Here is a 24,461-nt window from a genome sequence, read left to right on the forward strand (position 1 = left end):
ATACTATGGGCCGTACTAATTTGTTTTACTGGCTACTTACTATCACCCTTCAAGTCAACCTTTATAAGGTTGATTGCAAGTAAAAGGCTAAGCAACTACGTGGCTAGTTTTAAGCGATCACGTATAGCAACCAGTTGTCAGTTTTTTTAGATAAAAAATTCTATGACTAATTCCTTGTAGCTAGAGGGATTATTTTTTAATAAGCATAAATGGAGCGTCATAATCAAAAATTCTATAGAAAGATGGTTAACAAAAGTAATGCCAAGTTATAAAAAAATCTAATGATTGGAGATGATTAGTTGAAACTAATGTGGAAGTACACCATGCGTCATAAGAAATTGCTGTTACTTAATTTTTTATGTGTGTTTGGTTTTATCATTATTGAGTTAGGATTGCCAACCTTACTTGGTAAAATGATTGATGTAGGGGTTAAGGATAAGAATTTTGATTACGTAAAGTTAATGGGGATTTTTATGCTGATTATTATTGCAGTAGGTGTTACTTTAAACATGTTGTTAACCTATGTCGGATCTAAGTTGAATACGGCTATTATTATTGATATTAGAGATGATATGTTTGAAACGATGCAAACATTCTCCCATCAAGAGTATGAAAAGTTAGGTGTTTCCTCGCTGATTACTCGTACGACCAATGATGCGTATCAAGTGATGATGTTTTTAGGACAATTTTTGCGTTTAGGTTTTATGACCCCGATGATGTTTGCCGCTAGTCTTTATATGATTATGCGAGAAAGTGTCTCATTGTCCAAATTTGTTTTTTTGGCGATTCCATTTCTGTTGCTTGGGGTTATTATTATTGCTAGAATTTCAGAACCTTTATCAGAGAAACAACAGCAAAACTTGGATAAAATTAATATGATCCTACGTGAAAATTTATCTGGACTGCGTGTTATTAGAGCATTTGTCAATGAAAAATTTGAAGAAAAACGCTTTGATAAAGTGAATGAAAATTATGCTGCCAGTTCAACGAAACTGTTTAAGCTAGTAGCTATTGCACAGCCAGGGTTTTATTTTCTGTTTAATATTATCATGGTTTTAGTTATCTGGTTTGGTGCTAAACAGATTGATTTAGGTCAATTAGAAGTTGGTAAATTAATTTCATTTATTGAGTATGTTTTTCATGCACTCTTTTCATTTATGCTTTTTGCATCAGTCTTTATGATGTATCCCCGAGCTGCGGTATCTGCTAATCGAATTCAAGAGGTCTTGGATACGGAAACCTCGATTTCAGAGAATCCAGATGGGATTAAAGAAACGGAAACTCAAGGTGTTATAGAGTTTAAAAATGTGACCTTTGCTTATCCTGGTGCAGCGGAAAGTCCGGTTATTAGAGACGTTAGTTTTACTGCCAATCCTGGTGAGACGGTGGCGTTTATTGGGAGTACAGGGAGTGGTAAGTCGACATTGATTCAGCTAATTCCTCGATTTTATGATGTGACCAAAGGAGAAATCTTAATCGATGGGGTTAATGTTAAGGCGTATAATCTAGCAGCTTTACGAGAAAAAATCGGTTTTATACCTCAGAAGGCTTTGCTTTTCACTGGAACTATTCGAGAGAATATGCTTTTCGGTAAAGGGGATGCAACAGAAGATGATTTGCTTTATGCTGCAGAGGTTTCACAGTCTACTGAGTTTATTTCTCAAAAAGCTGATGGCTATGATGAGTTATTGTCTGAAGGTGGCGCAAACTTCTCTGGAGGTCAAAAACAGCGTCTGGCAATTGCACGAGCCATCATTAGACGCCCAGCTATTTATGTATTTGATGATAGTTTTTCTGCGCTAGATTATAAAACAGATGCTAGTTTACGCGCGCGTTTGAAAAAAGAGACGACAGAGTCAACGGTTCTGATTGTGGCTCAACGTGTCAGTACTATTATGCATGCAGATAAGATTGTGGTCTTAAACGAAGGGGATGTAGTGGCGGTTGGTACTCACCGTGAGTTATTGAAATCTTGTGAGATTTATTATGACATTGCCTCATCTCAATTATCAGAGGAGGAGCTGGCATGAAACAATCACTTGGATCTTTAAAACGGTTATGGAACTATATTCGTCCGTATAAAATCAAATTTTGGTTGGCGGTTCTTTTTACTGTCGGATCGGTTGGCTTAAATGTGTTGCTTCCTTATGTTACTGGATTGCCAACGACTGAAATTTTGAAAAATGTCTTAAAAAATGAAGGGATAAATTTTCCCTACATTATGAAAACAATTATTGCTATTCTGGTTATTACAGTTTTTTACAGCGCCGCACAGTACTTTTCGGTGGTGCTCATGACGAAAGTTGTGCAAGGATCAATGAAGGATTTGCGAACAGATATTGCACAAAAAATTAATCGATTGCCTGTCTCTTATTTTGATACTCATCAACAAGGGGAAGTTTTATCACGGGTAACGAATGATGTGGATGCATTAAGCAATGCGATGCAGCAGAGTTTTATTGCGATTGTGACAGCTATTCTTGGAATTGTTATGGCGGTTACGATGATGTTTGTTTTAAATTTGCAAATGGCTTTGATGAGTATCTTGATGGTTCCAGCTTCTATTTTTATTTCTCGTTTTATTGTGTCTAAATCACAAAAATATTTTCAAGGTCAGCAAAATGCTTTGGGAGATTTGAATGGTTATGTGACGGAACATATGACGGGATTCAATGTGCTGAAGCTTTACGGCCGAGAGAAAGAAACCTTAGAGGGCTTTAAGGAGGTTAGTCATCGGTTGTCTGGTTATGGATTTAAATCTGCGTTTATTTCAGGATTGATGATGCCGTTGGTTCAGTTGACTTCTTACTTAGCTTATATTGCAATTGCTGTGACAGGGAGTTTTTTCATTATTGCTGGAACATTAACAGTGGGGAATTTACAGGCATTTATTCAATATATCTGGCAAGTTAATCAACCGATGGGACAAATTACTCAATTAGCGGCAGTCTTGCAAAGTGCCTCTGCTTCGACTACCCGGATTTTTGAAATTCTTGATGAAAAAGAAGAGATTTTGAATGATGTAGATCAACCATTGCCGAGGACTATTGAAGGACACGTTGTGTTTGATCATGTAGCGTTTAGCTATGACCCAGCGAAGCCATTGATTAAAGATCTTAGTTTTGAAGTGTTACCGGGACAAACAGTTGCAATAGTTGGACCAACGGGTGCTGGTAAAACGACATTAATTAATCTACTGATGCGCTTTTATGATGTTAATTCCGGAGCAATTAAAATTGATGGAATTGATACGCAACGGATGAATCGTAGTGATGTTCGTGAAATTTTTGGAATGGTCTTGCAGGATGCTTGGCTGTATCATGATACGATTGGAGAGAATATCCGTTTTGGCAAACTAGATGTGACTGATTATGAAGTTGTTGATGCAGCTAAAACGGCTAATGTTCATCATTTTATCAGAACAATGCCTAAAGGATACGAAATGGAAATTGATGAAGAAGCGTCAAATGTTTCTTTAGGTCAAAAGCAATTGCTAACAATTGCTAGAGCAGTTATTTCAGATCCTAAAATTTTGATTTTGGATGAAGCGACAAGTTCAGTTGATACACGCCTAGAGGCATTGATTCAAAAAGCGATGACTAAGGTGATGCAAGGCCGAACGAGTTTTGTGATTGCACATCGATTATCAACCATTCGCGATGCTGATTTGATTTTGGTGATGAATCAAGGAGAAATCATCGAGCAGGGGACTCACGATAGTCTATTAGCCGAAGGTGGTTTCTATGAACAATTATATAACAGTCAATTCAATGAAGAGGCTGATTATGAATAAAGTGATAGTTAAGTGACGAAGCTGGGACCTAAAGGGGTTCTACTAGTGCTGCGTAATCGTTGATACTTTAACACTCTGTTGATGTCCTTTATTTCTAAGCGCTAAAGCGCAAAGAATAATGGCTCTGCGATGTCCCTTATTTCTAAGCGCTAAAGCGCAAAGAATAATGGCTATGAGCTTAGAAGTTAATGTGATTACGTTGTGAAGTGCTTTGGGATAACTTAGTGAAGAGATTTTTGAAATGCGTTTATCGTATAATATTCGTGAATTAAGTAGAGGGTGAGGCTTTTGTCTTACCCTCTTTTGTGTATAGAAGAGTTGTTCAAACAAATAGGTTGCATTGAAAGTCTATTCACGGTATTATACTTACATAAAGTAAGTTTCTTTTCTTACTATAATTATTCAGGAGGTCGTTACAATGACAAATAAATATGATGTATTAGGGATTCACCACGTGACAGCAATGACGAGTAGTGCAGAAAAAAACTATCACTTCTTTACTGAGGTATTAGGAATGCGTTTAGTGAAAAAAACGGTTAATCAAGATGATATTCAAACCTACCACACTTTTTTTGCAGATGATAGAGGGAATCCAGGAACGGATATGACGTTCTTTGATTTTCCTAATAACCTGAAAGGGATTCAAGGAAACAATTCAATTTCTCGCACAGGTTTTCGGGTTCCTAGTGACAAGGCTTTAGTTTATTGGATCGATCGCCTAAATGAATTTGGTGTAATTCATGAGGGAATTACTGATACTTTTGGCAAAAAAGGGATTCGGTTTAGTGATTTTGATGATCAGCGTTATCAGTTGTTTTCAGATGAAGGGGATACTGGGGTAGCTCCTGGTGTGCCTTGGCAAGAAGGGCCAGTTCCACATGAGTATGCGATTGTTGGTCTAGGCCCAGTTGAATTGACTATTAGTTATTATACTAAAATGAAGCATTGGTTAGTGGATACACTAGCTTACAGAGAAGTGGCAAAAGATGGCGAGTATACGTTATTTGAAGTGGGTGAGGGCGGCAATGGTGCAAGTATTATTATTAAAGAGGATCACCACACAGGTAATGCTCAACAAGGGTATGGAGAGGTTCACCATGTGGCGATTAGAGTACCTAATAGAGAGGCCTTGACTTATTGGCAAGGGATTTTAGATGACGAAGGACTGCGCCATTCTGGTTATGTGAATCGTTTTTACTTTGAATCGTTGTATGTGCGTGTCGGTCATATTTTGTTTGAATTTGCGACAGATGGCCCAGGATTTATGGGAGATGAACCGTATGAAACACTAGGAGAAAGTCTATCACTTCCGCCGTTCTTGGAGGGGAAACGTGAGCTCATCGAACGTGCCGTGCGTCCATTTGATACGACAAGAAGAGGAGAATAAGATGACTCATGTATTTATTGAAAAGAACCGACAATATCCTCCATTACTCCTACTTCATGGAACGGGAGGGGATGAGCATTCGCTAGTAGAATTAGCGAGTGCGATTGCCCCTTATTCTTCAGTGTTAAGTATTCGTGGAGAGGTTAGTGAGGGTGGGGCGAATCGCTATTTTAAACGATTTGCTGAAGGACAGTTTGATTTAGTTGATTTAGAACATCAGACTGATCGTCTGTTACTAGAGATTAAGAAGCTGACTGAACAATATGATCTACCTATGTCAGAGTTAGTTATTCTTGGATATTCTAATGGAGCCAATATAGGTGCTCACTTGATGTTGGAACGTGAAGTGAGTTTAAATCGCGGAATGTTATTACATCCGATGTCCTTAGGAAAGCATGAACAGGAATTTTTATTGCCTGATCAGAGCGTATGGTTGTCTTACGGTGAAACTGATCCGATTGTTCCAGAGGCCACATTTAGAGAGCTAGTTCAGGTGTTTAAACGTCGAGGGGCTGATGTAACAGTTTACCAATCTCCTATGAGTCATGGGTTGACTCATAACGAACTAGAAGCAGCTAAAAAATGGTTTGAGGAGCTGAGTTAAATGATTCATTATCAAAAAGAGGAATTGACTTCTGCTCAGCAATACAAATTTTTAAGTGGAAGTGTTGTGCCGCGCCCAATAGCTTGGATGAGTACATATTCACCTGATGCGGCGGTCATTAATTTAGCCCCCTTTAGCCTATTTTCTCTTGTTTCAAAAGAACTGCCACTTGTTTCAGTGAGCATCATGCGCGAAGAAGGGAAACAAAAAGATACAGCCTATAACTTGAGTCAGACGGGTGAAGCTGTCATCCACATTGTTGATGATTCCTTGGTGCATGAGATGAATGTCACATCGGCCACCTTACCTCGCCATGAAAGTGAGTTAGCTCTGGTTTCTCTTGAAACTATCGACAGTCAGCGAGTGAAGGTACCTGGTATCAAAAAAGCGAAGATTCGTTTTGAAGGTAAAGTGTACCAGCATGTTCCAGTTTTTAATAAAGAGCAGGATGAGATAATAACGGATCTGTTTATCTTGGAAATTATTGATTATCATTTTTCAGAAACGGTTTTTGATGATGAAAAGGGGTATATTGATGTCCAGAAATTGAAGCCAATTGCTCGACTTGCAGGGCCAAACTACGGAGTGTTAGGAACAACCTATCAGATAAATCGGCCTAAGTAAGAAGGCAATCAAGAGCTATTTTTTCATAGTAAAAGAGTCTGGGATTTGGTCCCAGACTCTTTATATTTCACATGCGTTATGTGACAAATACACTCCAAAAGCCTGCTTTTCTGCTAGCTCTCTCGAAGTTTAACCAGTGCTTGGAGCCTTCTAGCTTCTTTAAGTCAAACTATCTTCAGAGCTAGAATTTTTTTGCGCATCAGCCATGATTTGATCATAGTCTAGACCAAGATAGGTGCAAATTAATTTGACTAGGCCATCTTCATCTAAATTGTCTTTGTTTGCTTGGTCGATTAATTTTTGTATGTCGACATCTGTCAAGCTGTTAGAAGTAATGGATAAAGACTGTAGCTTTTCTCTAATTTTTTGAATAGCCGCAATATCAAGGCTTGTCGATGGCTCAGTTGATGTTTCTGAGGAACTAGAACTGGTAGTTGGTTTTTCATTAATTAGCATGTTAGTAATGGTAATAACCGCAGGATTACTGACTTCCTCTTTATCAAGTAGATAGACTAATTGACCACCACGTCCTCCGTTAACTAGAGATTCACTAGGGAATTTGAATTGTAGTGAATCAACAGTAAAACTTTCCCCTTTATTTACGACGAAACGGTCTGTATCGCTTCGTAAGGTGTATTGTGATGCATGGAATGTTTTAGCTTTTTTTAGAATAGCAAAGCGCCCATAAGAAAAGGAGATAGTTTTGTTTGACTCATTTTTTATGGTGACACTAAAAGTTATGGGGCCTGTCCACCAATCGGCATTTGTTTGCTGAGCGGTAAAGCTCACGCCTTCTTTATCATCTAAGTTTTCAAAAATAAACTCACGATTTAGTATTTCTTCCCCAATCGCTTCGGCAACTTTTTCCATTTTTTCTAGTAATTGTTCCTGACGTTTGGGGCTACGGATGGATTCAACCTTCGTTAGAATCTCCCTAAATTCCTCCTTAGAAATATCTTGTCGAACATTTGCTCCTTCGAATAATGTTTCAACTTGGGTTTTGGCCGTTTCAAAAGTAGTCAACTGTTCCTCGGCATTAGCAAGGATAGTTGAAACTGCTTGACTCCAAGAATCCTTATCTTTATCATTTTGAGCTGTAATTACTTTCTTTAACTCTGTTAGATCTTGGGATACAAGTGTATCTGAAATGATTAAAAAAGCATTGTTCTCCGAGCCATTGATGGCGACAAGTTGTGTTTTCTTAGTCGATTTCTCCGCAATGTCTTTGAGTGGAGAGTGGGCGCTTGTGCTGGTTTCTGTTTCAGATGTAGACGAAGAGCTTGACTCGTCTGTAGTTTCGGCAAAAACCTGCTCAACATCAACACTAGAGCTTGATTGAGGTTGTTTTTTTTCACGAAAGTCTTCGGCTAAGAAGAGTGAATTTAGTCGAAGTTGGATATCTAATTTTTGATTAGCTAACTCTATTTTAGTTTTGGCTTCAGTTAATTCCTCTTGTTTATCTGGTGTTAATTGGCTATTGTCAATATTTTGGGCAACTAAAATCCGATCTAGTTCATCTGACAAAGCGGTAATCTGTTTCTCGTTAACGTTTTTGGCGAGAAAACTAGTTTCTTTATCGTCATACAACGCGTCTGCTTTTTCTAATAAAGCCACTTTAATGTCATTTTTATTTGATTTAAGAGGGGTTTTATAATAATTTTTCCAAAAAAATAAACCGCCAACCATACAAATTATCAGCGTAATTAGACCTATAAAGATCTGTGATTTTTTCATATTATTGACTCCTATCTAAAATTCAATACATCTCGTTTTATTTATTATACCGCAAAAGACAAATAAATTGTTTAGAAAGTTTAACTAGATTACAATATAATTAATCAGGGTTTTGAAAACAAGTGTATAAAGGCGTAAAACAATCAAAATGAGAGTGGAGATGAGGCAATGAAGAAGGTTGCATTATTACTCGTAATGGGACTGAGTATTGGTATGTTAGCAGCTTGTAGTACAAATAATAAGGCTGATATGCCAAAAGAAAAAGAAGCAAAATCGGAGTCTGTTATTAATGTGACTTCTGGTGGTGAGTTATCAACATTGGACAGTGCCCTCTACAGTGATGTCTATAGCTCTGACACAATTGGTCAAGTGATCGAAGGCCTTTATCGAGTTGGACTAGACAATGAAGCGGAGTTGGCGATGGCTGCTAAGGACCCAGAAATTTCTGAGGATCAGAAGGTCTATACTTATGAACTTAGAAAAGCAAAATGGAGTAACGGTGAAGCTGTTACTGCGAATGACTTTGTCTATGCGTTTCAAAATGTAGTGGATCCAGATTATGGTTCACCGAGTGCGAATCAAATGGATGTCATTAAAAATGCTAAAGCGATTCGTGAAGCTAAGGGAGAATTGAAGGAACTAGGGATTAAGGCATTAGACGATGGTCGATTAGAAATTACTCTAGAAAACCCGACGCCATATTTAGCTAAACTATTGACTGGGACACCTTTTTTACCGAAAAATCAAGCTTACTCAGAAAAACTAGGAACTGATTATGGAACGGCTGCGGACAAAGTATTAAGCAATGGCCCATTTACAATTGGTGGCTGGGATGGAACAAATAACGAATGGACTTTCACTAAAAATAAAAACTATTGGGATGCAGATAATGTGTTTCTTGATACCATCAATGTTAGTGTCATTAAAGAAATTGGCACAGGTGTTAGTCTATTTGATGCTGGTGATGTTGATTTTACGGTTATTGGGGAAGAATATGCAACTCAAAAACAGAATGAAGCTGAGTATAAGGCAGTTCCAAAGGCCTTGATTGGTTACGTTGGCTTCAATACGAAACGTGAGGTTACTGGAAATAGAAAGGTGCGGAAAGCAATTGCTCAAGCTTATGATAAGGAGAAATTTGCTAAGAATATTTTAGCGGATGGCTCGATTGCTTTAAATGGCTTAGTCCCAAATAACTATGCTAAAAATCCGGAAAGTGGTCAGGAATTCCGTGAAGAGAATGGCGAGTTATTGGTTTATGATGTTAAAAAAGCACAAGTAGCCTGGGAAGAAGCTAAGAAAGAGCTAGATAAAGAAAGCATCGAGTTAGAGCTTTTGTCAGCGGACTCACCGGCAGCTAAGAAGACAGTCGAATTTTTACAAGCCGAGTTACAAAGTAACTTGCCAGGATTGAAAGTGACGATTAAACATGTACCGGTGGCACAACGTCTTGATTTAAATCGTTCAGGTGAGTTTGACTTTTTCTTTGGAACATGGACTCCCGATTATGCCGATCCAATTAATTTCTTAGAAGTGTATGAATCAACGGGTGGATTGAATTTTGGTAAGTTCAGTAATACTACTTACGATCAGGATATCCTAGCGATTAAATCTGAGTTAGCGACTAAACCAGAGGCGCGTTGGCAGAAGATGCTTGAAACCGAAAAATTAGGAATTGGCGAAGAAGTTGCTATTGCACCTGTTTATCAAGGGTCAATTGCCTTTTTAACAAAAGAAGGGGTGAAAGATATTCAAGTCTTTCCTTTCGGTCGTTCAGTCTCTTATCGATTAGCTAAAGTAAATTAAAGTAACGTAAGAAGTGAATAGGGCATTTGCTCGGTTCGCTTCTTTTTTGAGCTTTTTTCAAAAATTAGGAATTGTTTTTTATAAAAAAACAAAAAGAGCTAGTTATTTATGAGTAAAATAAGTAAAGTAAAGAGAGATGGTTTAATAATTAAGTTAATTACGGAAAATTAGCGATTTAGTTTAGGAAAGAGGCAAATATGGAACAAAAAATTGTATTTATAGATGTAGATGGTACGTTAGTAGATCGTCACGAACAAGTACCTGCAACAGCATTAAAAGCTATTCAACAGGCTAAAAGCAATGGCCACTTGCTCTATTTATGTACAGGACGTTCAAAACCGGAGATTTATGATCACTTGATGGCAATTGGTTTTGATGGTGTGATTGGAGCTGGTGGAGGCTTTGTTGAATCGGATGGTGAAATCATTTATCAGCGACAGGTAACAGAAGATAGTGTGCGTCATATGGTTGACTATTTTAAAGAAAAAGGGTTTAGTTTCTACCTGGAATCAAATGGAGGGCTTTATGGAAATCTTCAACTAAAAGACCATCTTCATGATGTAACTACACGAGGAATGTCTGTTGAAGAAAAAGCTGAAAAAGGAACACATCCTTTTATTGAAAAGGTAATATTCAGTGACGAAAATTTATATCGCAGTGATGTTAATAAAGCATGTTTCTTAGAAAATCCGTCAGTTCCATTTAATGAAATTATAGATGAGTTTGAAGGCGAGTTTGATATTATTCATTGTACAGTGCCAATTTTTGGTGATGATAGTGGTGAATTAATGGTTCCAGGAGTTCATAAGGGGATTGCTATTGAGTATTTATTACACCACTTAGGGATTTCACCGTCTAGAGCGATTGGAATAGGGGATGGAATGAATGATAAAGAGATGTTGGAAGCCTGTCATGTAGGAATTGCGATGGGAAATGCTAAGGAAGGCCTAAAAGAAATCGCTGATTATATCACGACTGATTTAGAGAAAGAGGGGCTTTATAACGCATTCAAAAACTATCAATTAATTTAGTGAAAAAAGCACGGACTTCCTAAGAAGCATCGTGCTTTTTTTCGAGAGGATAGGTACAGTCATTAGCTTCATCATAAAAGTCAAAGGGCTGTTGATTCTGACAATTGATGATTAGATGATAGCCATAGTGATCTCGTAGGACTAATCGTTCAGGGGTTAGCTCTAACAATTCATTAGGAAAGTCTCTACCATCAATTTTCAGAGAAAAATCTGCTGAGATTTCTAAAGAATGCTGAACCTTATGTTGTTGATCAATATACCACCATGTTCCCTGATAATTGTGTTGTAAGGCAATGTGATTAGAAGTGTCTTGTTTATTTTTTTTTAAGAGTAGTGAACTTGCGACCCCAGCAACTATTGAGAGGCCTAGAACGAGTGACCAATGTTTCTTTGCCATAAAAATTCCCACCTTTTCAAAAATAATTTCCTTTTAGTTACGTTTATCATACCGTATCTAACTTTGTTTGCCTATCCATCTTAGGGACTACTTAAGGAAAAATTAGTGTATAATTAAGAAGATGATAATGAGAGGATGGCGCTAATGCTAGTTAATTATCCAAAAGTTGAGGTAGCTCAGTTAATTGAGCGAAAAAATAGGTTTATTGCTCACTGTTACTTGCCAAGTGAGTCACGAGAAATTGTGGTTCATGTAAAAAATACTGGACGCTGTCAGGAGCTTTTTTATCCAGGTGTGGATGTGGCGGTTAGTTATCAGGCATCTGCCACTCGTAAAACTGATTATGATTTGATTGCTGTGAAGAAGGGCTCAAACTGGATTAACATCGATAGTCAAGTACCAAATCTACTGGCGTACGAAGGGATTCGTGAGGGCAAGATTATTTTACCCGGGGTGAGAGGGAAGATTGTTTCAAGCAAACGAGAAGTGACTTTCGAAAAGTCACGTTTTGATGTTTACTTAGAAACGGATCAAGCTGAGAAAGTTATTGTGGAAGTAAAAGGAATGACGTTGGAAAATGAAGGCGTTGGTGCTTTTCCAGATGCGCCAACAGAACGTGGGTTAAAGCATGTGAAGGAGTTAATCAACTTAGGACAAAATGGGTACATGGTCTATGTGCTGTTTATTGTGCAAATGACAGGTGTTAGTCTGGCGACAATTCATCGGGAAATGCAACCTATTCTAGCAGACACGATTGCTGCAGGTCAACAGGTAGGGTTACGAGTTCTAGCCTATGACTGTCAAGTGACGCCAGCGACAATTGAAGTTGATAGAGCGATTCCTTTTGATGTATCAGCTATTTTTAATAATCCCAATAAATGAGACGCATAAACAGATGGAGGTAGAAAAAATGTTAAAATTAGGAATCATTGGAACAAACTGGATAACCAATCAATTTGTAGATGCTGCTATCGCTTCGAAGCAGTATGAATTGACAGCGATCTATTCGCGTAAAGCAGATTCAGCTCTGGCTTTTGGCGAACCATATGGCGTGACTTATGTGAGTACGAGGCTGAAGGAATTTCTAAGTTTGCCTGAAGTAGAGGTGGTTTACATTGCTTCACCTAATAGCTTACATGCTGAGCAAGCTAAATTGGCGATGGAGTGTGGAAAACATGTTATTGTAGAAAAACCGGCTGTTTCGACTACGGCAGAGCTTGATGAATTGATAGCTTTAGCAAAAGAGAAGAATGTTTATTTTTTTGAAGCAGCACGCAATATCCATGAACCAGCCTTCAAAAAAGTAGCAGAGCGTTTGCCAGAGCTGTCAGACATTGTTGGTGCTAATTTAAGTTTCATGAAATATTCTTCTCGCTATGATTTAGTGCTGGCGGGGGAAGAGCCTAATATTTTCTCACCAAAATTTTCGGGCGGTGCTTTAATGGATTTAGGTGTTTATGTTATTTATGCAGCTGTTGGGTGGTTTGGAAAACCAGATAGTGTGCATTATTATGCTCGTAAAGTAGCGACTGGAGTCGATGGCATAGGGACAATTGTGCTCCGTTACGCGAATTTTGATGTTAACTTGATGACCGGGAAAATCGCCATGAGTTTTTTACCATCGGAAATTTATAGTTTAGATGAAACGATTGTTTTAAATGCGGTTAATAGTATTGAGTCAGCAAAAATTTATAAACGACATGAAGGTCGGTTTGAATCACTTCCTATTGAATTAGAAGAGAATCCGATGATTGCAGAAGCCCGTGATTTTGCCGCGGTAATGACCCGGCCAACCGATAAAGTGTGGCAAACTGCTTATGCAGACTGGCTTGAAATGGCTCGGGAAGTCCATACTATTATGGAAGAATTACGTCGGCAAACAGCTATTGTTTTTTCGGCAGATAGTTATTAATTAGCTACTAAATGAGCGGAGCATAAGAGAGCTTAAACTAGAATAATTCAAGCATATTGTGCTAATATGCATAGTATAGACGCAAAAAAATTGGAGATTAACTATTATGGAATTTGTATCAAAGTTGCCGCAACCATGGCAAAGTTATTGGAAAGAACTAGGCTATGAAGGCCCATCAGTTATTCAGGAGAAAAGCTATGAGTTATTAATGAGCGGGCAGGGATTGGTGGGCGTTTCTCCCACTGGCTCAGGTAAAACAGTGTCGTATTTATTGCCATTATTACAGAAAATTAAGCGGGGTGAAGGGAATCAGTTATTGATTTTATTGCCTTCACAGGAGTTAGCTGTGCAAGTAGCTACTGTTGCCAAAAGGTGGGCTGAGTTATTAGAAATTAACGTTCAGTCTTTAATTGGTGGTGCCAATGTTAAGCGTCAAGTTGATAAATTGAAAGAAAAACCAGAAGTTCTAGTTGGAACGCCAGGACGTGTTTTTGAGCTAATTAAAGCGAAAAAAGTTAAGGCTCATCTGCTGCAGTTTGTTGTATTGGATGAAGTCGATCAATTAATTGAAGCGAATGAATTAAATGCGACGAAGAATATCTTAAAGGCAGTTTCAAAAAATAGTCAGTTAGTTTGTGTTTCTGCAACAGCAGTAAATATTCGTGAACAGTTGGAGGATAACTGGGCATCTTCCTTAGTAACTCTCGACGTTACAGCGGAAGACGATTCTTCTGGGAAAGTAACTCATGGTTTTATTCGAGTTGCATCTCGTAAACGACTGGAAATACTAAAGAAGCTAGCTTATGTTAAGGGATTTAAAGCAATTGTCTTTTTCAATGAATTACAAGAAATGGGCTCTGTGGCAGATAAACTGTCTTATCAAGGTGTTGCCAATGTTACACTGGCCTCAGATCAGAATAAATTAGAACGTAAGTTGGCATTAAGTGCTTTTGCAGAAAATAAAGTGTCGTTATTATTGACAACTGATATTGCTGCCAGAGGATTAGATTTTGTTGATTTACCTTTTGTTTTACATTATGACGTTCCTTATTCAGTTGAGAGCTATACCCATCGCTCTGGAAGGACAGGACGAATGGGAAAAGATGGGATTGTGTTGGCTTTTGCCAGTGAGTACGATCTCAAAGATTTGAAAAAAGTTTCTAAAGGTCATGAGTTAACAGAATTTGGCGTGCGTAGTAGTCAGTTAGTGCCCATGACGGCAGCCGACAATTTACAGAAGTCTGACATGCCAAAGAAAAAAGAGACTGATGAACAGGGACCAAAAGTGAAGAAAGAGGCTTATCAGGGTGTTGTGAGACCGGAGCTTTCAAATAAGCCCGAAGCAGAGCCAAGAAAAAAGAAGAAGAAAAAGGATCAGAAAAATAAGGGCGCACGCAAAAAGCCCAGTTCGACTATCTAGTCGAAGAAGTCAGACGGTATTTAGAAATGTTGGAGGGATACTATGTCTAATAGAAAAGAACAAATTATTCGTTTGTTGAGTGAGCATTCAGAAGGTCTTACGGCTATGGATGTTGCGGAAAAGATGGACTTAGATCGAACAAATGTTAGCCGTTATTTAAATGATTTAGCTAAAGATGGGCGTGTGAGGCGTTCAGAGGGCCGTCCAGTTATTTTTACTGTTGCAACAACATCTATGACGGAGCAAGCCTCTTTTGAGGTGACTTTTGATAATTTAGTAGGCGCTAACGAGTCGCTTAAGGTTGTTATTCAACAGGCTAAAGCGGCTATGCTCTACCCGCCTCGTGGGTTGCATTCAATAGTTTTTGGACAGACTGGAACTGGGAAATCGCTTTTTGCAGAGTGTATGTACCGTTTTGCAATCACATCGGGTTCTTTGCCCGAAGAAGCGCCCTTTATTTCTTTTAATTGTGCTGACTATGCTCAAAATCCTCAGTTGCTTTTTGGGCATATTTTCGGGGTGAAAAAAGGGGCTTACACGGGTGCTAACGAAGATCAAGAAGGCCTCATGGCTAAAGCAGATGGTGGCATTCTTTTTTTGGATGAGATTCACCGTTTACCACCTGAAGGACAGGAAATGCTTTTTACCTTTATTGATAAAGGTGTTTATCGCCCACTTGGCGAGAGCAGTAAGATTCATGAAGCATCGGTTCAAATTATTGGTGCGACGACGGAATCATCGGAGGCTTTTTTAAGTACGTTTAATCGTCGTATTCCAATGTCAATTACTTTGCCACCATTGACCGAGCGAACCATTGATGAACGTTATGAGATTGTCACGCTATTTATTAAACAAGAGGCGAATCGTTTAAATCAGCGGATTATTGTTGAGCGAGACGCAATTTTGGCTTTTATGCTGTATCATGCAGAGGGAAATATTGGACAAGTTAAACGAGATTTGAAATTGGTTTGTGCGAAGGCTTTTCTTCATTATCGGACCAATCAAGAAGAGTATTTGACAATTAATCAAAAAGAACTTCCGTTACAGGTTCAAAAGGGACTCTTGAAAATTAAGGAACTACCTGATCGAGTCGATCGGTTTGTTGATAAAAGTAGTCATTATTTAACATTTGATCCGGGGAGTAGTGAAGTAGTATGGTCTTTAGACCCGGCCCGTGATATGGAAGTTTACAATGCGATTGAGGAGAAAGTATCAAATCTTTCGCCAAAAGAGTTGAAGAATACGACATTGGAATCATTAATAGAGACTGACGTCAGCCAGTATTTTGAAGCGTATGTCGATGAATTATCACGTAATGATATTCATCGTGACTTAATTGCGGATGATATTTGGTATTTAACGGATCGACTCTATGATATTGCTGAAGAGCGTTTGAATCGGACATACAATGAAAAAGCTCGTTTTACCTTTGCATTGCATTTGCAAGGAACTCTTGAGAGAATCAGAGAAGAACGCAGTATTATTCATCCTAATTTAAATGAAATACGGATTAATTATAAAAAAGAATTTCAAGTCGCAATTGATTTATCAGCGATTATTGAAGAAGAGTTTAACATTGAGATACCTTTTGATGAAATCGGATTTATTACGATGTTTTTATCATTAGATATTAGTGAACCAGTAGCTCGGCAAGAAAGTAAAGTGACTGTGGTGCTATTAATGCATGGGAAATCAACGGCTTCAAGTATGCTGGAGGCGGTTCAGGAGTTACTAGGAACAGAGACGGGAAGGGCTTTTAATATGCCATTGACGATGGAAGTTCAGCATATGTATGAGCAGTTGAAGACGTTTGTGTTAGAAAATAGAGATCAAATGTCAAGCGGCATGCTGCTTTTAACTGATATGGGCTCTCTTAATACGTTCGGTAATATGATCTATGAAGAAACGGGGATTCGGACTAAGGCAATTTCAATGGTAAGTACAATGACGGTTTTAGAGGTGGTTCGGATGGCGAGTATTGGTCGAACCTTAGAGGACATCTATCAAAATATTCAAATGTCATTTGAGAGCATTATTCGAAATCAGTTCCGTCCGCATCGTGAATTGGAAAAAGCAGTGATTGTTACTTGCTTTACTGGTGAAGGCGTAGCGGCCAAATTGTATGAACGAATTTTACCTGTAGTCAATACAAAAGAAATTGAAATTATTCAGATGCAGTTCTTAGAAAAAGAGGCGTTTAAAAAGCATATTGACGACTTAATGGAAAAATATGAGATTAAGGCAATTGTTGGAACTGTGGATGTGGAGTATCAAAATATCCCCTTCTTCTCTGCTTTCGATATCTTTAATAATGAAAAGTTAAATATGTTTAAACGAATTGCAGCTGATGAGGTGCCTTTGGAGCAAATGGTTTCTTCTTTAGAAGGCACAATCAAAAGTGTGGACTCAGTGGCGGATTTACTGGCAACACTTCAAAAAATTGTCCATCAGATTCAGACGGACATGCAAATTATAGTTGAGCCTGGGATTGATGCTGGCGTCTTAATTCATTTAGCTTTTTTAGTAGAGGCTCTAAAAAATGGCCAGGAAGCACGTAAGTTTAAAGGTTTGGATGAATTTAAGGCTAAAAATCGGATTGAAATTAATGCCGTTCGCTCTAATTTGATGCAATTGGAGAAACAATATGAGTTGATTTTGCCTGAAAGTGAGATTGCTTATTTAGCTCAAATGATGATTGAAAACCGCATTGATAAGAATTTTATTGATACACACTAAAAATAGTGTGTAAAGTTATAATGTTATGTGTAAAATCAAAAATAGCGTGTAGAAATTGTAAAAAAGCTTAATTTAATAGTGTTTAGACCGTGCTGAAAAGTTGGCACGGTTTTTGCTTATATAAATGTGTAATCAAAAAAATATTTTAAGGAGTGTAGTTAACATGGCTAAAAAAACAATTATGTTAGTGTGTTCAGCAGGGATGAGTACAAGTCTTTTGGTGACTAAAATGCAAAAAGCAGCAGAAGAACAAGGAATTGAGGCAGATATCTTTGCAGTATCAGCATCAGATGCGGATACTAATTTAGCAGATAAGGATGTTAATGTTTTATTATTAGGCCCGCAAGTTAGATTTATGAAAGGCCAATTTGAGCAAAAATTAGCGCCAATGGGTATTCCATTAGATGTTATTGACATGAAAGATTATGGCATGATGAATGGTGAAAATGTATTAAAAGTAGCATTAAATTTAATTGGTGAATAATAACCAAACGCTAGACAGATAGGAGTTTTAAAAGATGGATGAAGCAAATTTAGAATCAATTATGGGGTTAATCGTTAATGCAGGAAATGCGAAAAGTGATGCAATGGAGGCTATTCAAGCGGCTAAGGCAGGTAACTTTGATGAGGCAGCTGATAAAATCAAAAGTGCAGAAGCTTCACTAGTAGAAGCTCATCACTCACAAACGGGCTTGCTAACAAAAGAAGCTCAAGGAGAGCATATGACTGTAACGTTATTAACTGTTCACAGTCAAGATCATTTAATGACTGCTATTGCATTTACTGATTTAGCGAAAGAAATCATTGATTTACATAAAAAGATTGCTGACTAATTGTTAGTCAAGAACGGATTTTAGTCATAGGGGAAAAGGCGTTGTTAGGAAAGTATCGTCGCCTCTCTTTGGCGTGACTTACAGCTTGTTATTTTATCTGTTTTTTGAACGGGATGGACGAAATGTCGTTAAGTTTTTGAACGGAACTTTCGATTGATTTGGCTTTAAGAAGGGGACTTCTTTAGCATATAATTTCAGTTTATAGGAGGAAATGAAATGAATGCACTAACTAGTTGGCTGGAACGGTATATATTGCCGGTTGCAGCGAAAATTGGGGGACAGAAACATTTAGTGGCCTTGCGTGATGCCTTTATTGGTACAATGCCTGCAACAATGGCCGGCTCAATTGCCGTTATGATTAACGCTATTATTAGGGATTTACCGAAAGAATTTATTGACGGTTACGACGGAACAACAATTCCGGTTATCAAACAAATTATTGAAGTTAATGGTTTCGTTTGGAATGGTACCATTGCGGTGGCTGGTTTAATCTTCGCATTTTCTTGGGGGTACAACTTAGCTAAAGCCTACAACGTGAATGTTTTAGCAGGTGGTATTGTATCACTAGCAGCACTTATTCAAGGGATTGCATTTGGTCCTAGCAACACAGCGGATTTAGGTATGAAAATTCCTGAAAAAATTGCAACAGCAATTACGTCTTCAGAAATTGGAGCAACTGTGACAGCAGATGGGCAACTAAGTGTTGGGTTATGGGGCTGGTTAAAACTTGATCATTTGAACGGAAATGCTTTCTTTACAGCGATGATTATTGGCGCAGTTTCTGTTATTATTTTTGCTAAATTAATGCAAAAAAACGTAACAATCAAACTACCAGACTCAGTACCGCCAGCGGTGTCAAGTGCTTTTGCTGCTATTATTCCAGCAACTGTTGCACTTTATGTAGTAGCAATCTTTAATTTCTTATTTGGTCAACTTACAGGTCAATTATTTATTGACTGGATTCAAGCGACAATTGCGAAACCATTAATGGGATTCACTCAAGGCTTAGGAGCAATCTTAGTCATTCAGTTAGCCATTCAAATTTTCTGGTTCTTTGGAATTCATGGGACAAACGTTATGGCACCAGTTTTAGAAGGTATCTTTGGTCAAGGACAGTTAATCAATATTGACATTTACCAAAAAGGATACAATGGTTTAGAAGGTCGTGCAGCTGTTTTAGAAGCAATTAAAGATGGCAAAGCATTTATGTGGGTACGGGGATCATTTGATATCTTCTCAATGTTTGGTGGATCAGGTGGTACCATTACCTTGATTTTAGCAATCTTGTTATTCTCTAAACGTGCCGATTACTTAACAATTGGTAAATTATCATTAGGACCTGGTATCTTTAACATTAACGAACCAATTATGTTTGGACTACCAATCGTATTAAATGCGATTATGTTTATTCCTTTCATTCTTGCGCCAATTGTTGCGACAACTATCGGTTATCTAGCAACATCATGGGGATTAGTTTCACCTGTTACACAATCAGTCACTTGGGTAGTACCACCAATTCTCTTAGCATTCTTAGCAACAGGGGCTGACTGGAGAGCGCCGATTGTTTCTCTAATCTGTATGGCTGCTACTTTCATTATCTGGGTACCATTCGTTATTGCGGCTAATAAGATGGATCCAAATTTAGGTGAGAATGATAACTAAATCAACGAGGGTGTTGATTTAATAAATTTAAGAAATAGGTTATAATTGTGATGGAGTTGCCGACGCTTCCTAGAGGTGGGAGCAACTCCTTTTGATTAAACTCATAGGAAGAGGGAATAAGTAATGATTGAATTAAGTGCACCAGTTTCACAAGATAAGATGATTGAGTTGTTAGATGGCTTAGAAAAAGATGGCGTAACATTTACATTTAAAGAAAAAAAAGGGATTAAAATTTATTTTGATGTAACTAGCGATGATGTTGATGGTGCTGCTCGTATTGCTAAAACGTTGATTAAAGAGCAACCGTGGGGATCTGTGTTATACTTCCAGGCAACGGGCGTAAAATAGCAGAAAAAGATTGGACGGATTTGGATGACTAAAGGTGGTTTGTTTTTATGTAGTATTGGCTTGTTGGTAATCTTGTATAGTGCCAATCAAAATACGGGACAATACAATTGGTTGAATATGATTACTGGACTAGTTTTTTTAATAGGTGGCGGGATTCTCTATTCAACAGGTGCCAAAAAAGAAAAAGCTTTGAAAAATAAAAACGTCAAAGAGAAGAAGTAGCCTGATATTAGGTGAAAGGTTCTAGAGAGGTGAATGACATGCAGATTGTCAAAAAATTAGATGTGCCTGCTACATTTTTTTATGAAAAAATTATCGACTCAGTGTTGTTTGATATTCGAAAACAAACAGGAAAAAATGTGACCAAGAAGCAGTTAAACAATTTTGAGTATGTGAAAGAATTTTCTAAAAATAGTAAGGCTAAAATAAAAATTGAGAAGCATATTGAGAATCAATCGTATCATTTTAGAACTTCAACGACCCGTAATGATTATCTGGTCCAATACGATATTCAGTCTATTGATGACAAGAGTTGCGAAGTAACTTATATGGAAGAAATGAAATCATTTGGTATGATGCAGAAATTAAATGATGCTGTTGTAGGAACTCTTCTTGGTTTCTTTAAAAAGCGTCAGTTTAAAAAGATGCTAGAAATGATTGAGGCTTCTTATTGAGTACTTAAATTGCCCCATTGAGGGCTTTTTTTGTCTAATAAGAGTATTTTAAGAAAACGAGTTTAAGCTCTCTGTCAGCAACTAATGACTGTTTGCATTATTTCTTGATGTAGCTAGACATTTTCTTGTTTTCATGAGAAAATGGTCTTTGTTGTTGTTTCTGTAGCTCAGTAGGATAGAGCGATCGCCTCCTAAGCGATAGGCCGCTGGTTCGAATCCAGTCAGAAACGTTTATCTGTATTTAAATTAGTTCTAATTTTAGTGAGTAGTCACTTTACTGATTATCTGATTTTTTGAAAATTTCACAGGAAAGTGATGGGGAAACAAGTTATGTGGGGATATATAAGGAAGGATAGGGATGAAGGGGTGGAAAGAGAATCTGATTTAACTCCCGTTTCTATAAAAAAAAATCTATTTTTTCATAGAAAACCATTTAGATTCACAAGATTTACATCAAGCATATTGGGATATGAGACTAGTCATTTTTTGCTATTCGTTATTAAGTTGATTGTAGCGGTAACAGTGTCATTGATTGTTAATCGATATTTACAATATAGCTTATTTGTTGATTTTATAGTTAATGCTGATGTATTAAATCATCGCTCTAGTGTACTACTAGGTGTAATAATAATTCTAACTCTATTTATTTTTTTATGGAGTTTAACTGGAAAGTTTATTTTAACGAGTACTTTTTTTTCAATGAGTATGGCTATATTTATTTATGCTAATAATAAAAAAATTGAACTCAGATTAGAACCTATTTTCCCTCAAGAGTTAAAAATGCTTGGTCAATCAAAAGAATTACTAGAATTTATTGATTTGAAAAATATAGAGTTAGGTATTAATATTTTTTTTACTCTTATTTTCATTTTAGTCATCTATTATTTTGTTATAAGAAAGAGGTTTTTGGAAAAATATATTGGGAGGCTAGGCTTAAGAAAGAGACAAATAAAATCTAGTTTTGTAAATCTTTTTTATTGCATAGGAAGAGGAGTAGTTTTAATTTCTTCGGGGTTTATATTATTTTCTGCTTATAATTTCAATAAATATCCTTTAGTAAGCAAACTTCTTAAAGTTGAGAAAGATCAATTCGTTGTACATAGTCAATGGGCAAATTACAAGATTAGTGGATTCGTAACAGGATTTTTATATAATATGCCAGTTACTCCAATGGCTAGTCAACCTAATTATTCTAAAGAAAAGATGAAAGAGATTGAAGCAGAGTATGGGGAGATTGCAATTGAGATTAATCAAGATAGAGAAAAAAATTTCGATGAAACTAAAGTTGTATATATTTTAAGTGAAAGTCTTTTCAACCCTAGTAATATTGATATGTTAGAAATGAATGAAAGCCCACTTCCAGAAATAGAGAAAATAATGCAACAGACAGTTTCTGGTAAAATGTTATCAAATGACATTGGAGGGGGAACGACCAATATGGAGTATGCAGCGCTGACTAGCTTGGCTATGGCAAATTATCAACCTCAAATTTCCAATGCGTATAATTCTTTTGCCTATAAACAAACCAATCCTGTAACGGTTTTGGACTTTTATAAAAATGAGGCGTCAGATGATAAAAAAGTAGTTGCAATTCATCCTTATATTCCTACTTTTTATAAAAGGAGAGATGTTTTTAGAAATTTTGGGTTTGATGAGTTTATTTTTGAAGGGAATCTTAAATATTCAGACCGACATGGTGGGATCAATATTACTGATAAATCAGCCTATTTAGAGACACTTGATGTATTAAAAGAGGATAATGTTGGTTTCATTCAATTATCAACGATGCAAAATCATTTACCATATAGTGATGGCTTTAAAGATTATTTTGTTGAGCCAGTTACTAGTAAAAATTTGGAAAATGAGGATAAGGTTACTATTAATCAGTATTTAGCTGGAATTCGCGCCACTGACGAAGCGACAAAAGAATTTCTAGATAGTATAGAACAAATTAATGAAGATGTAACTGTTTTATTTTATGGAGATCATCTTCCCGCATTTATGAGTAAGTATGCAGATAAAATGAGTGATATTGATAAATATGGCACGGATTTCTTTATTTATTCTAATCATGGAAAAAATCAAAAAATTAATTATTCAATAGTTAGCCCAGTTTTTTTTACTAACTTAGTTGCAAAGCAAAATAGTGCTAAAATATCAGCTTACTATGCGGTATTGGAAGAGTTGTTTAAACATGTACAAGCATTTAATAGAGACGGTTATTATATAGATGGTTTAGTAAAAACTTATGAAGAACTTGATGATAAGACAAAAAAAATACTTGAGGATTATAGATTAGTCCAATATGATTTAACAACAGGTAAAGGGTATTTATCTAGCTCCTTTTTTTCTTCGCCAGATTAAAAGCTCTGCGTCAAATGGTGAGGATAGCTAGAACTGTATCGAATTTTCCCAATAAGTTAGGCAATTTTATCAGTTATGACAGAGTTGTCTTTTTTTGTTAATCTAAAGATAATTAAAATGCTTTGTTTGAATTTCAAAAAATTTCGATAGCCGTAGGAAATTCGTTTGATGATTTCAATTTTATTGATCGTTTTCTTCAAAGAGCTGTTGGAGAAGGTATAGTAAAACGTATTCTTAATTTGTGACAAAAGCTTTTTAGGGCTTTTAATGAGATTGATATTAGAGAGGAGATGCTTTTTGGTATATATTCCACGACAAGCTTGATTGAACGGATAGAAAAGTATATCTTGTGAAGCTTTTAGAAACAGACGCTGAAGTTTCTTAAGCTTTCAATATCATTTGTGTGGAGAATAGCCAGTTTCCGTTACTTGAGCATGATCAATGATTACTTTTTGCATTAGGGAATAGTTTGCGTATGGAGAAACTAACATTGCTTATAAAATCTTAACAGCCAGAGGAGCTTCTAAAGTGATCGTGCCCCCTAACTGATGGTCTGGCAAGATAAAATGGATGACTTGAGTCCAGTAATCTGAGTCAAGTTATTTCTAATGTTTTGAATCAGTTTCTTCTGCTTTTGGATATAGCTTTTGCGATTCGGTTTAAATTGCTTTTAAAAGTATATTTTAACTGGATGGACATAAAAATGAGTATTATAAATGAAACAGAATCTTTAAGGGGGAATGAGTAAAGATATGTTGGCTAGTGAAAAGGATAATACTAGCTACTATTGGGAGGGATTGAGAGGTATCACAGAAAAATATCTTCCGAGAGTTTGAATATGGTTATTCAAGTGATATCCTGACTCTTGGCAGAGAAAAATGGCTAATAAAACGAGTAACTTGGTTTGTACTGAAGCTATTTTGAAAGAAATTATAAAAGATTTATTTCGATAAAAAGGGAAATAAAACAAATTGCATCTGGTGTCGTCTTAGACATTAAAAAATTGTGCCCTAAAGCAGAGCTTGGGACATAAGTCTCAGGATAAATAAAATAGAAGACCGAAAATCGTAAAAATGATTTTCAGTCTTCTGTTTTTTAGTTTATTGGGAGAATTAGTCTTGTTTGATCGCTTATTT

General features: G+C 36.9%; 21 protein-coding genes and 1 tRNA gene. 19 read left to right on the forward strand and 3 right to left on the reverse strand.

Annotation, left to right across the window (positions count from 1 at the left end; translation table 11 throughout):
- The first annotated feature begins 299 nt into the window (after window positions 1-299).
- The 5 genes from AC5KOD_RS22140 to AC5KOD_RS22160 all read left to right on the forward strand — a co-directional run bounded on the left by AC5KOD_RS22140 (window position 300) and on the right by AC5KOD_RS22160 (window position 6,408).
- Complete coding sequence (locus tag AC5KOD_RS22140) at window positions 300-2,030, forward strand: ABC transporter ATP-binding protein (RefSeq protein ID WP_496916762.1); 1,731 nt, start codon at window positions 300-302, stop codon at window positions 2,028-2,030.
- Entirely contained in the window at window positions 2,027-3,793 is a 1,767-nt protein-coding gene (locus AC5KOD_RS22145) for an ABC transporter ATP-binding protein (protein WP_496916763.1), read from the forward strand. The genes AC5KOD_RS22140 and AC5KOD_RS22145 overlap by 4 nt, the downstream gene beginning before the upstream one ends.
- Before the next feature lie 418 nt (window positions 3,794-4,211).
- Window positions 4,212-5,180: a ring-cleaving dioxygenase gene (locus AC5KOD_RS22150; protein ID WP_496916764.1), complete on the forward strand. Its 969-nt coding sequence runs from the start codon at window positions 4,212-4,214 to the stop codon at window positions 5,178-5,180.
- A 1-nt stretch (window position 5,181) separates the two neighbouring features.
- Entirely contained in the window at window positions 5,182-5,784 is a 603-nt protein-coding gene (locus AC5KOD_RS22155; RefSeq protein ID WP_496916765.1) for an alpha/beta hydrolase, read from the forward strand.
- Complete coding sequence (locus AC5KOD_RS22160; RefSeq protein ID WP_496916766.1) at window positions 5,785-6,408, forward strand: flavin reductase family protein; 624 nt, start codon at window positions 5,785-5,787, stop codon at window positions 6,406-6,408.
- 159 nt (window positions 6,409-6,567) lie between these two features.
- Here AC5KOD_RS22160 and AC5KOD_RS22165 read toward each other — a convergent pair whose 3' ends face one another.
- Window positions 6,568-8,142 carry a hypothetical protein gene (locus AC5KOD_RS22165; protein ID WP_496916767.1) on the reverse strand — a complete coding sequence of 525 codons (1,575 nt, stop codon included), beginning with the start codon at window positions 8,140-8,142 and terminating at the stop codon, window positions 6,568-6,570.
- A gap of 168 nt (window positions 8,143-8,310) precedes the next feature.
- Between AC5KOD_RS22165 and AC5KOD_RS22170 the strand changes: the two genes are divergently transcribed.
- Window positions 8,311-9,948 (forward strand): peptide ABC transporter substrate-binding protein, encoded by a 1,638-nt coding sequence (locus tag AC5KOD_RS22170; protein WP_496916768.1) that lies wholly within the window; start codon window positions 8,311-8,313, stop codon window positions 9,946-9,948.
- 197 nt (window positions 9,949-10,145) lie between these two features.
- Window positions 10,146-10,979, forward strand: a complete 834-nt coding sequence (locus AC5KOD_RS22175) for a Cof-type HAD-IIB family hydrolase (protein ID WP_496916769.1) — start codon at window positions 10,146-10,148, stop codon at window positions 10,977-10,979.
- A 19-nt stretch (window positions 10,980-10,998) separates the two neighbouring features.
- Here AC5KOD_RS22175 and AC5KOD_RS22180 read toward each other — a convergent pair whose 3' ends face one another.
- Entirely contained in the window at window positions 10,999-11,376 is a 378-nt protein-coding gene (locus AC5KOD_RS22180; RefSeq protein WP_496916770.1) for a DUF4828 domain-containing protein, read from the reverse strand.
- Window positions 11,377-11,520: 144 nt separating this feature from the next.
- On the opposite strand from AC5KOD_RS22180, the gene sfsA reads away from it, so the two are divergent.
- The 12 genes from sfsA to AC5KOD_RS22240 all read left to right on the forward strand — a co-directional run bounded on the left by sfsA (window position 11,521) and on the right by AC5KOD_RS22240 (window position 23,325).
- The gene (gene sfsA / locus AC5KOD_RS22185) at window positions 11,521-12,258 is read left to right on the forward strand and encodes a DNA/RNA nuclease SfsA (protein ID WP_496916771.1); all 738 of its coding nucleotides are present in this window, start codon (window positions 11,521-11,523) and stop codon (window positions 12,256-12,258) included.
- 28 nt (window positions 12,259-12,286) lie between these two features.
- Complete coding sequence (locus tag AC5KOD_RS22190) at window positions 12,287-13,288, forward strand: Gfo/Idh/MocA family oxidoreductase (protein WP_496916772.1); 1,002 nt, start codon at window positions 12,287-12,289, stop codon at window positions 13,286-13,288.
- Window positions 13,289-13,394: 106 nt separating this feature from the next.
- Complete coding sequence (locus AC5KOD_RS22195) at window positions 13,395-14,708, forward strand: DEAD/DEAH box helicase (RefSeq protein ID WP_496916773.1); 1,314 nt, start codon at window positions 13,395-13,397, stop codon at window positions 14,706-14,708.
- A 42-nt stretch (window positions 14,709-14,750) separates the two neighbouring features.
- Window positions 14,751-17,444: a sigma-54-dependent transcriptional regulator gene (locus AC5KOD_RS22200; RefSeq protein ID WP_496916774.1), complete on the forward strand. Its 2,694-nt coding sequence runs from the start codon at window positions 14,751-14,753 to the stop codon at window positions 17,442-17,444.
- Between the two features lie 163 nt (window positions 17,445-17,607).
- Window positions 17,608-17,928, forward strand: a complete 321-nt coding sequence (locus AC5KOD_RS22205; RefSeq protein ID WP_496916775.1) for a PTS sugar transporter subunit IIB — start codon at window positions 17,608-17,610, stop codon at window positions 17,926-17,928.
- Between the two features lie 34 nt (window positions 17,929-17,962).
- On the forward strand, window positions 17,963-18,277 hold the full coding sequence (locus AC5KOD_RS22210) for a PTS lactose/cellobiose transporter subunit IIA (RefSeq protein ID WP_496916776.1): 315 nt from the start codon (window positions 17,963-17,965) through the stop codon (window positions 18,275-18,277).
- Between the two features lie 216 nt (window positions 18,278-18,493).
- Window positions 18,494-19,939 (forward strand): PTS sugar transporter subunit IIC, encoded by a 1,446-nt coding sequence (locus tag AC5KOD_RS22215; RefSeq protein ID WP_496916777.1) that lies wholly within the window; start codon window positions 18,494-18,496, stop codon window positions 19,937-19,939.
- A gap of 123 nt (window positions 19,940-20,062) precedes the next feature.
- On the forward strand, window positions 20,063-20,287 hold the full coding sequence (locus AC5KOD_RS22220; RefSeq protein WP_496916778.1) for a hypothetical protein: 225 nt from the start codon (window positions 20,063-20,065) through the stop codon (window positions 20,285-20,287).
- Between the two features lie 24 nt (window positions 20,288-20,311).
- A complete protein-coding gene (locus AC5KOD_RS22225) occupies window positions 20,312-20,509 on the forward strand; it encodes a DUF3188 domain-containing protein (RefSeq protein ID WP_496916779.1) in 198 nt (65 codons plus the stop codon).
- A gap of 38 nt (window positions 20,510-20,547) precedes the next feature.
- Window positions 20,548-20,961 (forward strand): DUF3284 domain-containing protein, encoded by a 414-nt coding sequence (locus tag AC5KOD_RS22230; RefSeq protein ID WP_496916780.1) that lies wholly within the window; start codon window positions 20,548-20,550, stop codon window positions 20,959-20,961.
- 156 nt (window positions 20,962-21,117) lie between these two features.
- Window positions 21,118-21,191, forward strand: a tRNA-Arg gene (locus tag AC5KOD_RS22235).
- A gap of 85 nt (window positions 21,192-21,276) precedes the next feature.
- Entirely contained in the window at window positions 21,277-23,325 is a 2,049-nt protein-coding gene (locus tag AC5KOD_RS22240) for an LTA synthase family protein (RefSeq protein WP_496916781.1), read from the forward strand.
- Window positions 23,326-23,381: 56 nt separating this feature from the next.
- Here AC5KOD_RS22240 and AC5KOD_RS22245 read toward each other — a convergent pair whose 3' ends face one another.
- Window positions 23,382-23,693 carry a transposase gene (locus AC5KOD_RS22245; protein ID WP_496916787.1) on the reverse strand — a complete coding sequence of 104 codons (312 nt, stop codon included), beginning with the start codon at window positions 23,691-23,693 and terminating at the stop codon, window positions 23,382-23,384.
- Between the last annotated feature and the right edge of the window lie 768 nt (window positions 23,694-24,461).

This window comes from Vagococcus sp. WN80Y (assembly GCF_059621045.1).